Raw genomic sequence first — 13,247 nt, forward strand, 5'->3', positions numbered from 1 at the left:
TGCCGTATGCCCCTTCTAAAAGGGCCATAACTGGCCCTTTTTCTTTGCGAGTAATCATGTCCCGCCCCATCGCTACTCTGATGCTTCTCATCTGCACCATGTTCTGGGGCTTTGCCTTTATTGCGCAAAAATCGGCCATGGACATGATGGGGCCGCTGACCTTCGCAGGCGTGCGCTACATTTTGGGCGGTCTGCTCATCCTGCCGCTGGCGATCTGGGAATATCGCCGCAAAGCCCCAAAGCTCACCACAAAGCACTGGCTTTTTATCCTGACAATGAGCTGCGCCTTCTTCTTCGGCTCATGGCTCCAACAGGCCGGTTTGAGAACCACGACCGCCACTAACGGCGGCTTCCTCACGGGGCTCTACGTTTTCTTCGTGCCGATCTTGGTCTTCGTCCTCTTCCGTACGAAACCCCACCCGATCCTCTATGCCGCTGTTCCGACGGCACTTATCGGCATCTACTTCCTGAACGGTGGCGGCCTCGACAGCTTTAATTCGGGCGATTGGACCATTGTAGGCAGCGCCGTGTTCTGGGCGGTTCATGTGATCCTTCTGGGTCACTGCGCTCGCATCACTGGCCTACCGATCTTTGTTTCGGCCGTCAGCTTCCTCTTCGCAGGCGTCATCGCCTCTGGCATTGCACTCGGCACGGAGGCCCCCTCCCTCGAGGCGATCAGTGCTGGCTGGGTCGAAATCGCCTATGCCGCCATTTGCTCGACAGCCATTGGCTTCACCTTCCAGGCCATCGGCCAGCAGCACGTGCCACCGGCCAATGCTGCCATCATACTCTCGGCCGAAAGTCTGTTCGCGGCCCTGGGCGGCGCTCTGCTCTTGGGCGAGCGCTTGCCGACAGTAGGCTATTTCGGCGCGGCACTGCTCTTCGCCGCGATCATTCTGGTTGAAGCACTCCCCCCGCTCTGGAACCGGCGCAAGGCGCACAGCGAGCGGACGACCAACTAGGCTGCATTCGCTTCCGCTGAACGACCTCCCTCCCCTTGAAAGGGGAGGGATTGAGGGTGGGGTGCCTCATACAGAACAAGACCCTACCCGTTATAACGATACATCTCGTAAGACTTACAGAACACCGCCAGCACGCAGCCTTGCAGCGTGATCTGGTTCTCGTTCACCTGCGTGATCGTGCCTGCCGCCTTGTGGCCATAGAGGTTGAGTTGCCCCTTCCATTCGCCCGGTCGGGTTTGCTTGGCCTCGTTGATAATCAACTGATTGAGATAGGGGATATTTTCCGGCTGCTGCTCAGCGCCATTACCCAGCCAGATCAATCGAACGCAAAGTTGAGTGCCATCGCCACACATCGTCGCCTCATAGCGACTGTCGCGCATTTCAATTTCCCACGTGCCGACCGGCGACGCAAAAGCAGGGGTGGCCGCAGCAAGCGCTAGGCCAACACCCAAGGCGTATCGAGCAAATCGGTTCATCTCACACTCCAAAATCATTGGCTTAGCTCTAGTGCGCCACGGCTGAACTGAAACTGAACATCTGGGAAATTGATCTCGTTCCCCCTCGACCCGCTATTCACTTGGCCGATCCAGCCCCATGGTGATCGTGATACAGGGCGAGCCCATCTCACTGCCCGGCTCATTGTAAAGCTCGACCCAGCCGCGCCGGAGATAGAATTGACGCGCCCTGTCGTTGAATTCGCGGACTTCCAGCCGACGCGCCCCACGCCGTTCGGCATCTGACATCATCAGCCGCCCCACTCCGGTTCCCAGATGGTTGACCGCAACATGGATGGCATGGAGAAACCCGTCCTCAAGGTGATAGACCCCGACCAGCGCCCCGTCCCGCTCAGCCACGGTGAACTTGGTCCAATACTGGCGAGCATAGCTATCCCCCGGACGTCCAAGCAAAAACGTCTGACGCGAGGTCACACTCACATGCGGCCCCCAGTGGGCTATCCACGAGCGGAAGAATAATTTGTACAAGTCCGGAAGGTCATCCTCCCGCGCCGCCCGTAAAATCAGCCTCTCCATCGCTCTCCCACTCACCTGTTGAAGCCAGCACTCTTAGGCTTTCGCCCAGCCGCCCTGAGGTCTATCGCTATCCCAATCAGGGCCGCAGCAGGACTCGAAACATGGCTAAGCTTTATTTCTCCTATGCGGCGATGAACGCGGGCAAGTCTACCCTCCTCTTGCAGGCGGCGTATAACTACCGTGAACGCGGCATGAATCCGCTGCTCTACACATCCGCACTTTACGCCGATGGCGGCGAAGGCTTGATCTCGTCCCGCATCGGCATTTCCGAACCTGCTCAGCTCTACGCGGCGCAGGACGATGTCTACCAATCGGTCAAAGATCAGCACGAAGCGGCCAAAGTCGATTGCGTCTTCGTCGATGAAGCGCAATTCCTGACCCGCGATCAAGTTTGGCAGTTGGCGCGGGTCTCGGACCGGCTGAAAATCCCGGTCATGTGCTATGGCCTGCGCACCGATTTCCAAGGCAAGCTTTTCCCCGGCTCGATGGAGCTGCTCGCCATCGCCGATATCCTGCGCGAAATCCGCACCATTTGCACCTGCGGCGCCAAGGCGACCATGGTCGTGCGCCAGGACATGTCCGGCCGCGTCCTCACCGCAGGCGACCAAGTGTCTATTGAAAAATCTGTCTATCTCTCCTTATGTCGTAAGCATTGGGAGGAAGCCGTCGGCCGTTGGCCGCCTAAAGGTCCTTAAGAATATGAATGACTCTGCCACTCAGCCTACGGGAACGCTCACAATCCGCACTTTGGCCATGCCAGCGGATACTAATCCTGCTGGCGATATTTTCGGCGGATGGGTCATGAGCCAAATGGACATTGCCGGTGCTATCGCTGCGGTCGAACGGGTCCGCGGGCGCGTCGTGACTGTTGCGGTCGAAGCGATGACATTTATTGCGCCAATCAAGGTCGGCGATGTCCTGTGCGTCTACTCCACAGTCGAACGCGTTGGCCGCACCTCGATCACAATCGCGCTGGAAGCATGGGTGCGCCGCGAACGCCACGAAGACCGCCAGAAGGTCACCGAAGCGCGCTTTGTCTATGTCGCACTTGATGAAAATGGCGAGAAGCGCGCCATTCCTGCTGAATAATCAAAGCCATGAAACGCTGCGAAAGTGCCGTTTCATGGTTTCTGGCTTGCGCGCTGGGTTTTGATGGCATGAAACCCATCTCAATCCGGCTCGCTGGCATCCTACCCGCATTTCTTCTCACGCTGCTCGCAAACAGCGCCAATGCAGCAGAGATGGTCGCCGTGCATTCCGGCCCCGGCCGGGACCACGCTATTCTTGAGTTCATCAGCACCAGCGACCGCATAGATGATCGTCAATGCACCCAGCAATGGTGCGCCGTCCGCATTGGCACGCTCGCAGGCTGGATATATGAACCAGATCTGCAGTCTCTCGCCAACGCGCTGAACGATAAAGGCAATCCCGGCGCTCCCCCGGCGCGCATCCCCGCGCCTCACCCGTTGGACCGCCCGACTGCGCCTGAACCTCACGTGCTCGAGGCCCCACCGGAACGGATGTAAGGCGCTTCTCGCCAACAGACGATTGTCTTTGCCGATTCTTGCCGGTCTCTCGAAAAATTCGAGAATTGCTAAGTAAAAATAATAAAGATCTGAATTACGGTGAAACCGCAAAGTTGAACACGGCGTTCAGCTAGCGTTCAGACGCATTACTGTTATCTGTTCCACATAACGAGTCTCCGCAGACTTCGTCACAGCAGTCACAAAATCGTCGGAACCCTCCGAAGGCCGATCCGTTTGGTGACCAAACAATATTAAGCAGAGCCGGACCAATGGGCTTTGTAAGGGGATAGTCACTATGCACAGCAAGACTCGTAAGAGCCTCCTCAACTTCGTCACGGGCATCGCCATTGCCGCCGCAGCCGTCGTTGTCTTCATGCCTGATGCCCAGGCCGCCCCAGGCACTGTCACAACCAATGTAAACGTGCGCAGCGGTCCAGGCACAAACTACGGCGTGGTTGCCGTGGCAGTTCAGGGCCAGCGCGTGGATGTGCAGCAGTGTGAACGCTCGTGGTGCTACATCAATACCGGCCGCACCTCTGGTTGGGTCTCTGCCCAATATTTGCAGCCAACAGGTGGCAACAACACGCCAAACCGCCCGAATAACAATAACCAGCCAGGCTTTAATTTCGACATCACCATTCCTGGCGGTCCATCCATCAGCATTGGCAATGGCAATCAGCGGCCACAGCCGCCGGTCGTTCGCCCAGAACCGCCGCGCCCAATGCCGGTGCCTCCGCCGCGTCCTCCGCGCCCACAGCCGATGCCACAGCCAGTTGCTGACGACATCTGCTTCTTTGATCGCACGCAGTTTCGTGGCGACAGCTTCTGTCTGCAGCCGGGTGATGCGCAGCGCGATCTGCGTGGCTGGACCGATCGGATTTCCTCGATCGACAATCCTGGCCGCTACACGATTGAAGTCTGTTCGGAACGCAATTTCCGGGGCTGCCGCACCTATACGACCAGCGCCTCTTCTCTGGGTGATTTTGACGATTACATCGCCTCAATCCGGATCCGCTGATTTCCCAAATCAAACGCCGTCCCTCGGGGCGGCGTTTCCCTTTTCAGACCAATCGTTTCCAGATAAGGTGACGAAAATCAATCCGGATCTATAGTCCTAATGCGCTCTGTTTACGCTGTTGCATTTGCTGTTTTCGCGAGCTTGCTTGCGGCCACCCCAAGCTCCGCCCACTCACTTTCGGGTAGCCATGCGTGGAGTAAATCAACACTGGAGCTGCGTACTGGTCCGGGTACGAAATACGCCATCACCGGGGAAATCGCCGGTATCGCGCCGATCAAAGTTCTCCGCTGCCAAAAGCACTGGTGCGTGGTCGACGGTCCTTCCGGTCGGGGTTGGACCAACATCGGCAAGATCGATTTCGGCACGACCACACGCGATGTGGCACTCAATGTGCCCGCCAAGGAGCTCTCGGACGGCGAAATGTGCTTTTACGAAGGCGCCAATTACACCGGAGCCTATTTCTGCCTGTCGTCGGGCAACACCGTGCGCGATCTCGCGCTCTCCGGTTGGGACAATCGGGTGACCTCCGTACGCGTCACCCTACCAACCAGCGCCGCACTGTGCCGGGATCGCACATTCCAATCCTATTGTGAGCGCATCACCGAGAGCCAACCGCGTCTTAGCCGCTATCTGGCACGCAACCTCTCCTCGCTCCGCGTCTATTAAGTGCCTCGTTCAGAACCAAACCGATGAGCGCACCGAGGGCGCGCTTTTTTTCTGACCTGAGCGCCCGCACACCCCAAAATATCTCCCCTCCCGTCGTTACCATTTCTAGGGTGGGGCGTTCTGTCCTTACCGCCTTCGCAACTTCGACGTCGCGACGGCCAAACAACACGGAGGATTACGATGGGTTTCTTTGACGCCATTAAAGAGAAGATTTTTGGTGCCCCTAAGACCGAACAAGCCAGCGCACCCCAGGGCCTAGACCCCAAGGCCACGCATCACGGCAGCGTCGTCGGCACCACAGATTCTACACCTGTCGCGCCAACACCAACCCGCGAAAACCTCGCAGCAGGCACCGCCCATGCGAATGCAGCGCCACCAGCATCAGGTGCATCCGCACCAGCGTCCGGCGCAGCTCCGCAGGCCAACGTTGATGTTGCCGCTATTCTCGACGCGGCAGTGGCTAAGTCTGGCCAGCAGCTGAATTGGAAGACGTCCATCGTCGACCTCATGAAGGCCCTTGGCATCGATAGCTCGCTGACCGCTCGTAAGGAGCTTGCCGACGAACTTGGCTACACCGGCGACAAGTCCGACAGCGCCACCATGAACATCTGGCTCCACAAGCAGGTGATCAGCCAGCTCAAGGCCAATGGCGGTACAGTCCCAGCCAATTTGCTGGATTAATCTCTCCATAGGATGCCTGCTACGGCAGGCATTCTCCCAATACCAATCCAGAAATATCCGTATATCCCAGCCCTTTGCGCCGCACTACGCTTGCGCGGCGACGCATCGAACAATCGGGCGTGCACAGGGAGGATATAAATTGCCGTTGGTATCTCAGCATTACTTCCGCATAGCCGTCATATTTCTCATCATTGGCATCTGCTTTGGCCTTTATATGTCGATCAGCACCGACCATCGCTTCACCGGCGCCCACGCGCACTTGAACTTGGTGGGCTGGGTCACTTCAGCACTATTCGGCATCTATTTTGCGCTCAATCCGAGCAAAGCCACTGGCCAACTGGTGCGCGCTCAATTCTGGATCTTCGTCATCGGCGTCGTGATCATGACGTTGGCCCTCGCCCTTTTGCTGGCAGGCAATGCGGCCATGGTCCCACTCGTAGCGGGCGGATCAATGATCACCTTCGTCGGCGTGCTGCTATTCTCATACATCGTCTGGAGGAACTGACGGCGCCAGGACGGTTCGACCAATAGAAAACGGGTACCGATCATTGATCGGTACCCGTTGAAGCTTCTCATTATTGGCGATTAGAACTGCGCTTTAATCTTAGCTGACGCTCCGACGCCACGGGCCCCAGCCGCAGTTGCGTTGCCATCTAGGCCGAGCACCACTTTGAAGCCCCCATCGCTAACCAGTTCGGTGCCAATCCCGCCCTGGATCATCTGGCTCCACGCACCGTTGGTTCCAACCATGCCCAGATCGAGACTTACATGCGGGGTCAGAACCCAATTTTCGCCCGCGTCAAAGCTGTGCTCAATCCGGCCACCGGCACTCGCGGTCAACTGTTGCTGCACGTTTGCATCGACGTTCTGGGTGGTGCCTGCGCCGTTTGAAACGGTGTAACCAGCAATATTCTCGCGCATATAGAACAGCGTAGTGTTCGGACGGAAGCGCGTGCCCTCACCCAATTCGACATTGCCGCGAAGTTCGGCACGGGCAAGCACACGGTCCGTCGAAAAGTCACCGCTGAAATCATCGAATTTGAGCGTGTTCCAGCTCTTCCCATAGAGCGCCGCTACGTCAAAAAAGACGTTTGGCGTAACTTCAGCGGAAGCATAAGGGCCCACGAGGAAGCCGGCCCCTGTCGTGTTCTGGCTATCGGATTTGTCGTGCATCCAGTCGCCGTAGAGCACGCTACCAACCAGAAGGTTTTTGTCGACCAACACGTCAACACCGGCCCCAACAAGCCCGGCCTGACCCCACTGAGCCCCGCCGCCATTGTCACGGGCGTACAGGTTCATATCCCCGTCGATCCAGAAATTAGCGCCCTGATCATCGACAACCATGGTCTGCCCCAGCTCAGTCACCGCCTGCGAAGCCGCAGTCATCGCCAGTGTGCTAGCAGCAAAATTCATTGCCACACCACTGCCTGCAGGATTGATTGAGATTGTGCCGGGTGTCCGCGCTGACGACATTTGTCGGCGCTGCTGCAACATCCCGCTAAACAGCCCAGCGTGAAGCTGACGTCCCCGCGCCTGCACCATGTCCGTGCTGATCTGCTCTGCCGTTTCGGCATTATCTGTGGGGCTTACTGGTCGCTGAAGCACGGTAATGCTAACATCGAACGAACCACCGTCACCATGGGTAAAAGTATAAGTGTAAGAACCAGGATCAGAAACACTTAATGTAAAAGTAATAACACTACTATTACTAGCGCCATCACCTACAACACCGATATCACCGGAAACAGACCACCCATCAAGATCGGCGAAATACACATTATTTGTTGAAGCCGATATAACTGTCGTGCCAGTATAAATCGGATCAGGACTAATAATATCTAAAACCGCTATAGATGCCGCAGCTGGGCCTACGAACATCAAGCCAGAGACCAGTACGCCCAACGTCACTTGAGCGAGACTCCGTGCAAATGCGCGGACCACTTTGTTCTCGCGACGATCGCGAGTTTGGAACTGTGGCATGTGTAAAATCGCTCCCCTCAGCAGGCAAAAAATCGCGAGCTCCCGCAGAAACTGCAGGCACTCACGAGATCAAATCGTTGTTATGAAATAGAAATATCTTTACATTCAACGCGCGAGCGGAACATTTCAGGCGCAGATAACGCGACAAGACTTGGCATCGGATGGTATATACTTCCTCATCCGCACTGCCCCTACTCGCCCCATAACTGCGCCAATTCGTGAACTGTCACCCTGGTGACATGTACTGAGCCATATCCATCTATGGGCTCACCTCCCCCCAGCTTGCTCATGAAATACAAGGCCCGTATGGCCGTGAGGCTTTGGGAGAGGCCAATTGCAAAGACGGCGAGGCAAAGGCAGCCGAGACGGCTGGCGGATCAATGATCACCTTCGTCGGCGTGCTGCTATTCTCATACATCGTCTGGAAGAACTGACGGCGGCACCGCCGTAGCGGGCACCGCCTCACCCAGTCCAATGCGCGAGCTTACACTCGCGCATTGTCATCGTTTTGAGACCTATTGGCCGTTGGACACCGGCTCCCCCAGAACGCTTCGCACGGCCTGCGAAGCCATATCCGCTGTCGCCAGAAGCCGTTCCAACCCATGCCCGTTGCGCGCACTTGCCGATAGACCCGCCAGCGTCGTGGTCATGAAGTCGGTTAATTGCTCAGCTTTGCTAGGAACTGCTTGCTGCAGGTGATCGGCAATTGTCTGGCGCGCAGCAGCTTGCATTTTCTGGGCCGCGTCTCTGGCAGCAACATCGCTGCAATGCATGCCTTCGAGCACCATACAGCCCGCCACACCATGCGTGTCTGCATAGTGTTGTGCTGCACTTTTTAAAATTGCGCCCAATCCGTCGCCAACCGACGGTGCCTCCTCCAGCAGCGCGCCGAATGGCACGCCTTGCGTTTGGGAATATCGGTGCAAGGCGTCTGTATATAGACCTAACTTACTCCCAAAAGCCGCGTAGAGGCTCGGCGGATTGATCTCCAAAACTTTCCCGAGTTCCGCCACGTTCACGGCGTCATAGCCACGCTGATGAAACACAGCCTGCGCCTTTGCAACAGCCTCGTCCCGATCGAATTCGCGCGGCCGCCCTCGGCTTCGCTCTTTTTTTGTAGTGGTCATTACAAAATACCTTTGACAATGCCGTTTGATCTATTATGTAACGATCATTACAAAAACCAGCAAGGTATTGAATATGAGCATTTCAGGGTCCAAAAAAGTTCTCGTCCTCGGGGGTAGCCGCGGCATTGGTGCTGCCATTGTTCGCCGCTTCGCCAAAGAAGGCGCCGACGTTACATTCACTTACGCTAAGTCCCCCGATGCCGCCCTGGCTTTGGCCGCTGAAACAGGCGCCAAAGCGATCCATGCAGACAGCGCTGACCGCCAAGCGGTCATCGAAACCACAGCCAGCATGGGCGCAATCGACGTTCTTGTCGTCAATTCCGCCATCGGCGTTTTCGGCGATGTCTTCGAACTCGCTGCCGACGATATCGACAAGATGCTCCAGATCAACGTCAACACGCCTTATCACGCCTCGGTCGAAGCCGCGCGCCGCATGCCTGCAGGCGGACGCATTATCATCCTCGGATCGGTCAATGGCGATCGCATTCCAGTTCCGGGCATGGCCGCCTATGCGCTGAGTAAATCGGCAATGCAGGGTATGGCACGTGGTCTTGCACGCGACTTCGGCCCGCGCGGCATCACCATTAACGTCGTCCAGCCTGGGCCCATAGATACCGATGCCAATCCGCACGACGGCCCGATGGCCGAGACCCTACACAGCTTCATGGCGATCAAGCGCCACGCCCACCCCGATGAAGTCGCACACATGGTCTCGTGGCTGGCCGGTCCAGAAACCGGATTCATCACCGGTGCGATGCACACGATTGACGGCGGTTTCGCCGCTTAAATTTCAACGGAGGGTTTTCGAGCCCTCCGTCCCCTTTCATCGGAAATCTATCGTGACCAAAGAAACCATTGGCATCATCGGCGCAGGCGAAGTCGGCACTCAGATTGCACGTGCCGCTATTCTCGCTGGCTATTCCATCGTCATTGCCAACTCGCGCGGCCCTGAAACCCTGCGCAGCCTCGTCACGGCGCTTGGCCCCAACGCTCGCGCGTCCACCGCTGCTGGTGCCGCCGCAGCAGGCGATTTTGTCATGATCGCCGCGCCGCTCAAGCTAGACAACAAGCTACCAGTCACTGAGTTGGCGGGTAAAATCGTCCTCGACACCAACAATTACATGCTCTGGCGTGATGGCGATTACCCGCAGGTGACATCCGGCGCTATGACCATCCACGAGTTGCGCCAACAGCAGTTGCCGCTCTCCCGTGTCGCTTCCGCCTTCACGCATGTGCAAGCCCCGCGCCTGCTCGGTCTCGCCAGCCCCGAAGGCACACCCAATCGCCACGCCTTGGCGGTCTCCAGTAACTTCCGTGATGCCGTCAGTCTCGTCACCCGCCTCTATAATGATTTGGGTTTTGATGCTGTCGACAACAGCCCACTGTTCCAATCTTGGCGTGTCGGCCCCGGGCAGCCAGCTTGGGAAGCCCACGCCCATCAAACGCGCACCGAACTGATAGCCAACATTGCCCGCGCCGATAAAGCCAATCAGCGCTAAGTGCGCAGGGGAGCCACAAGCTTCCCCTGCCTCACTCATATTTCATCAAACCCGTTAGAACTGACCAAACAGCCCCGCACGGATCGACTGAGAGAAGCCCGCGCCTGACATCTGCCCAGCATAACTCAGCTGTGCATTCAGCTCCGGCGCCACTTCCCAGCTCACACCCGCATCAAAGGTCAGGCTGCCGCCCGACACACCCGCACCAGCCACCGCAAAACCTTTACCGCCAATGCTTTGTGATGTCGCGGGCGCATCCCCAAAGCTTTGCTGCCAGCCGATGCCACCGCTCAGCCCAAGCTTGGCGCCGTTTTCGAGCGCAATATCCTGCTTGGCCCGCACACCGACACTCGTCACTAGCGCCTCATTACTGCCCGTATTCACACTCAGCGCCGCTGCGCCACCTTGCTCGGAAAATCCAAATGTGTCGTGCCGCACATAGGCCGCGCCGACGTAAGGCGACACAGTCACGTCGCCCAGGTCCACATTAGTGCTCGCCTCGACAAACACCTGCGAGGTTGCGCCATTATAGTCCGAGGTCAAGCGGTCGGAGCCGACACTGCGGTTCACCGAAGTGCCGTGCCAGGAGACACTCGCCCCACCGCGCAGCTTATATCCCGAAAATTCGGTGCCACCATAAAGCCCCGCAGTCACGTCTGCGCTCTTTGCGTCCGCCTTGCGCACGCCGGCATCAAACCCACCCATGCCCGAAGCCAACATGCCGCCAACCCGACCACCACCAACATCACTGTCGAACCCAACAGCAAAACCGCCCGCAGCGGAGCCCAGGCTCGGGCCATTGCCGTCGCCCGCACCATAGCGTGCCTGACCATAGGCATCGGCCCAAAAACCCACTTCGTCCTTCAACAGACGCTCATTCATCATCTGCCGATAAAGGCCAGCATTCTGCATCTGCGCGCCGACGATCCCTGCATGAATATCGCCGGAAAGCTGCTCAAGCCGTACTCGAAGAGCCGCGTCCGTCATCGGTATCAATGAGTCATAGACCGTGTTCCCAATACCCAAGGCATCCAGTACCGCCCCAATAGCTTTCTGATTTGAGGTTACGCCGAGATCAGACAGAACAGCGTTGTTGCGTACCAGCACGATCTTGCCGACGCCATTGGACACGCTAAATCGCGGCATCAGCAGGGCTAGGTTACTGGTGACATTGTCGAAAGCCCCATTAAAGCTCTGCCCCTGCAAAAAGATAATCTCGCTGCCGTGCGCAAGATTAGCGCCCGCATCGACAATAAAGTGCAGCGTTCCGGCGAGCGTGACTGCACCCGTCGCAATCACCTTGTCGAAGTCGGTCGCTGACACAATCTCTATTTCCAGCTTCGACCCAGGCTGGAGCACCAGCGCCCCATCAACGTTCAGCGTGCCGGTCGAATTGCCCGGTGCCAAAATACCGCCACTGGCTATCGTGACTTTGCCTACAGTGCCACTGCCACCAAGCGTCGCGCCCGATTCCACGGTCACCCCGGACGTCGATGCCAAGCTGCCATTCACCGCCAAGCGCCCAGAGCTAACAGTCGTCGCTCCAGAGAAACTACTGTTGCCAGTCAAATTCAGCGTATTAGTCCCCTTATAAACCAAGTTGCCAGCGCCACTGAGCACGCCAGAATAGGTATGCAGGGCACTACCAGAAAAGGCTAAAGTCGCGCCGGAGTTCGTGGTGATATTGCCACTAAGGGTCTGCGCACTCGATGGCGCAAACTCTAGAGATCCTGAGAGCAATTGAATGGTACCGGTGTTGGACGATTGTCCCGTCAGAACCAGTGTTCCAACGCCCAACTTTTCGAAGCTGCCCGCCCCGCTTAGCCCCGAAGCAAGCGTAAAATGACTGTCGTTCGACAGTTTCAGTGAACCTGACGCCAAGTGAATGTTCCCAACAACGCTTGCGCCGCTGTTGAGCGTCAGCGTGTTTGCCCCTCCGGTAAATTCAAATGCATAGGCCCGCCGTATACTATCGGCCTCCAAACCACCGCTCACCGTGTTGTTAAGACTCACGGTCAAGTTCGACCCGAGCACCCCCACCCCGGCTTTGCCATGCACGGCCACACCATTTACGCCTTGCCCCCCACGCCCGGCGTTGCCACCGCCGACAGTCCCATAGATGTTCAGCGTGGTCTCGGGGCCTGCCAAAACGGCAATGACACCCGCGCCACCATCGCCACCATCGCCAGCGTAATAACCGTTACCACCTGAGCCCCCGTTGCCGCCTAGGAAGCTTAAATTGGAGGGCAAGATCCACTGTGCGCTGTGCCCCCTTGCGTCGAGCACCAGCCCGGCTGCACCAGCTCCGCCACCACCGCCGCTACTGGAAACGTAGCCATCGCCGCCATCACCGCCATCGCCACCAATCATATCCTTAATAAATTCAATCGGAACAGTGCTGTCTCGATCTAACGGAGACAAATAGCCAAAAGCGCCGCCGCCGCCGCCGCCGCCGCCGGCGAGTTCCGTATCGGAGCTTGCCCCATTGCCCCCGTGTCTGCCCTCATAGCTGCCGTGAACTCCGCCAACTCCGCCAGCAGAAGCAGTACCACCGCTGGTTTGCCCAACGCCGCCCGCGCCACCGTCGGAACCAGCACCACCACCGCCGGCACCCGTGCCACCGTAGCCGGACCCGCCAGCTATGCCGTCGGTACCGGTCCCACCCGTGCCCTGATACGCTGTATTATCCACACCGGCCGGTGTGCTGCTGCCGCCCCCCCCTCCACCCGCGCCGCCATTTGCTAAAACGATCGGCGC

Annotated in this window: 15 protein-coding genes; 10 read left to right on the forward strand and 5 right to left on the reverse strand. The window is 57.8% G+C overall.

Annotated elements, in window-relative coordinates; genetic code table 11:
- Positions 1 to 56: 56 nt before the first annotated feature.
- Positions 57 to 962: a DMT family transporter gene (locus JHL21_RS05280; RefSeq protein WP_200212323.1), complete on the forward strand. Its 906-nt coding sequence runs from the start codon at positions 57 to 59 to the stop codon at positions 960 to 962.
- Positions 963 to 1,045: 83 nt separating this feature from the next.
- Here the strand turns inward: JHL21_RS05280 and JHL21_RS05285 are convergent, their stop codons facing one another.
- Positions 1,046 to 1,438, reverse strand: coding sequence for a DUF2147 domain-containing protein (locus tag JHL21_RS05285; protein ID WP_200212325.1), 393 nt, complete (start codon positions 1,436 to 1,438; stop codon positions 1,046 to 1,048).
- Between the two features lie 93 nt (positions 1,439 to 1,531).
- Positions 1,532 to 1,897, reverse strand: a complete 366-nt coding sequence (locus JHL21_RS05290) for a GNAT family N-acetyltransferase (RefSeq protein ID WP_200212327.1) — start codon at positions 1,895 to 1,897, stop codon at positions 1,532 to 1,534.
- A 197-nt stretch (positions 1,898 to 2,094) separates the two neighbouring features.
- On the opposite strand from JHL21_RS05290, the gene JHL21_RS05295 reads away from it, so the two are divergent.
- The 7 genes from JHL21_RS05295 to JHL21_RS05325 all read left to right on the forward strand — a co-directional run bounded on the left by JHL21_RS05295 (position 2,095) and on the right by JHL21_RS05325 (position 6,389).
- Positions 2,095 to 2,688: a thymidine kinase gene (locus JHL21_RS05295; protein ID WP_182394158.1), complete on the forward strand. Its 594-nt coding sequence runs from the start codon at positions 2,095 to 2,097 to the stop codon at positions 2,686 to 2,688.
- Between the two features lie 4 nt (positions 2,689 to 2,692).
- Positions 2,693 to 3,082: an acyl-CoA thioesterase gene (locus JHL21_RS05300; RefSeq protein WP_169196498.1), complete on the forward strand. Its 390-nt coding sequence runs from the start codon at positions 2,693 to 2,695 to the stop codon at positions 3,080 to 3,082.
- Between the two features lie 68 nt (positions 3,083 to 3,150).
- Positions 3,151 to 3,519, forward strand: coding sequence for a hypothetical protein (locus tag JHL21_RS05305; RefSeq protein WP_200212329.1), 369 nt, complete (start codon positions 3,151 to 3,153; stop codon positions 3,517 to 3,519).
- Between the two features lie 295 nt (positions 3,520 to 3,814).
- On the forward strand, positions 3,815 to 4,537 hold the full coding sequence (locus JHL21_RS05310) for an SH3 domain-containing protein (RefSeq protein WP_169196500.1): 723 nt from the start codon (positions 3,815 to 3,817) through the stop codon (positions 4,535 to 4,537).
- 99 nt (positions 4,538 to 4,636) lie between these two features.
- Positions 4,637 to 5,203, forward strand: a complete 567-nt coding sequence (locus tag JHL21_RS05315) for a peptidase inhibitor family I36 protein (RefSeq protein ID WP_200212331.1) — start codon at positions 4,637 to 4,639, stop codon at positions 5,201 to 5,203.
- A gap of 180 nt (positions 5,204 to 5,383) precedes the next feature.
- Positions 5,384 to 5,884 (forward strand): DUF3597 domain-containing protein, encoded by a 501-nt coding sequence (locus JHL21_RS05320; RefSeq protein WP_200212333.1) that lies wholly within the window; start codon positions 5,384 to 5,386, stop codon positions 5,882 to 5,884.
- 139 nt (positions 5,885 to 6,023) lie between these two features.
- Positions 6,024 to 6,389, forward strand: a complete 366-nt coding sequence (locus tag JHL21_RS05325; RefSeq protein ID WP_200212335.1) for a hypothetical protein — start codon at positions 6,024 to 6,026, stop codon at positions 6,387 to 6,389.
- An 80-nt stretch (positions 6,390 to 6,469) separates the two neighbouring features.
- Here the strand turns inward: JHL21_RS05325 and JHL21_RS05330 are convergent, their stop codons facing one another.
- Positions 6,470 to 7,357, reverse strand: coding sequence for an autotransporter outer membrane beta-barrel domain-containing protein (locus JHL21_RS05330; protein ID WP_210338857.1), 888 nt, complete (start codon positions 7,355 to 7,357; stop codon positions 6,470 to 6,472).
- A 1,022-nt stretch (positions 7,358 to 8,379) separates the two neighbouring features.
- Positions 8,380 to 8,991: a TetR/AcrR family transcriptional regulator gene (locus JHL21_RS05335; protein ID WP_200212338.1), complete on the reverse strand. Its 612-nt coding sequence runs from the start codon at positions 8,989 to 8,991 to the stop codon at positions 8,380 to 8,382.
- Between the two features lie 73 nt (positions 8,992 to 9,064).
- On the opposite strand from JHL21_RS05335, the gene bdcA reads away from it, so the two are divergent.
- Positions 9,065 to 9,778, forward strand: a complete 714-nt coding sequence (bdcA, locus tag JHL21_RS05340) for an SDR family oxidoreductase (RefSeq protein ID WP_200212340.1) — start codon at positions 9,065 to 9,067, stop codon at positions 9,776 to 9,778.
- 52 nt (positions 9,779 to 9,830) lie between these two features.
- A complete protein-coding gene (locus tag JHL21_RS05345) occupies positions 9,831 to 10,490 on the forward strand; it encodes an NADPH-dependent F420 reductase (RefSeq protein WP_367948158.1) in 660 nt (219 codons plus the stop codon).
- 54 nt (positions 10,491 to 10,544) lie between these two features.
- On the opposite strand, the gene JHL21_RS05350 is transcribed toward JHL21_RS05345, so the two are convergent.
- Positions 10,545 to 13,181 (reverse strand): autotransporter domain-containing protein, encoded by a 2,637-nt coding sequence (locus tag JHL21_RS05350; protein WP_200212351.1) that lies wholly within the window; start codon positions 13,179 to 13,181, stop codon positions 10,545 to 10,547.
- Positions 13,182 to 13,247 lie beyond the last annotated feature (66 nt).

Source organism: Devosia sp. WQ 349K1, assembly GCF_016595685.1.
GTDB lineage: Bacteria > Pseudomonadota > Alphaproteobacteria > Rhizobiales > Devosiaceae > Devosia.

What these genes read in the sequence shown, in the direction of transcription:
- JHL21_RS05335 (WP_200212338.1), bottom strand. Translation starts at nt 8,991, where the DNA reads ATGACCACTACAAAAAAAGAGCGAAGCCGAGGGCGGCCGCGCGAATTC.
- JHL21_RS05320 (WP_200212333.1), top strand. Translation starts at nt 5,384, where the DNA reads ATGGGTTTCTTTGACGCCATTAAAGAGAAGATTTTTGGTGCCCCTAAG.
- JHL21_RS05295 (WP_182394158.1), top strand. Translation starts at nt 2,095, where the DNA reads ATGGCTAAGCTTTATTTCTCCTATGCGGCGATGAACGCGGGCAAGTCT.
- JHL21_RS05310 (WP_169196500.1), top strand. Translation starts at nt 3,815, where the DNA reads ATGCACAGCAAGACTCGTAAGAGCCTCCTCAACTTCGTCACGGGCATC.
- JHL21_RS05300 (WP_169196498.1), top strand. Translation starts at nt 2,693, where the DNA reads ATGAATGACTCTGCCACTCAGCCTACGGGAACGCTCACAATCCGCACT.
- JHL21_RS05280 (WP_200212323.1), top strand. Translation starts at nt 57, where the DNA reads ATGTCCCGCCCCATCGCTACTCTGATGCTTCTCATCTGCACCATGTTC.
- JHL21_RS05330 (WP_210338857.1), bottom strand. Translation starts at nt 7,357, where the DNA reads ATGTCGTCAGCGCGGACACCCGGCACAATCTCAATCAATCCTGCAGGC.
- JHL21_RS05305 (WP_200212329.1), top strand. Translation starts at nt 3,151, where the DNA reads ATGAAACCCATCTCAATCCGGCTCGCTGGCATCCTACCCGCATTTCTT.
- bdcA (WP_200212340.1), top strand. Translation starts at nt 9,065, where the DNA reads ATGAGCATTTCAGGGTCCAAAAAAGTTCTCGTCCTCGGGGGTAGCCGC.
- JHL21_RS05315 (WP_200212331.1), top strand. Translation starts at nt 4,637, where the DNA reads ATGCGCTCTGTTTACGCTGTTGCATTTGCTGTTTTCGCGAGCTTGCTT.
- JHL21_RS05285 (WP_200212325.1), bottom strand. Translation starts at nt 1,438, where the DNA reads ATGAACCGATTTGCTCGATACGCCTTGGGTGTTGGCCTAGCGCTTGCT.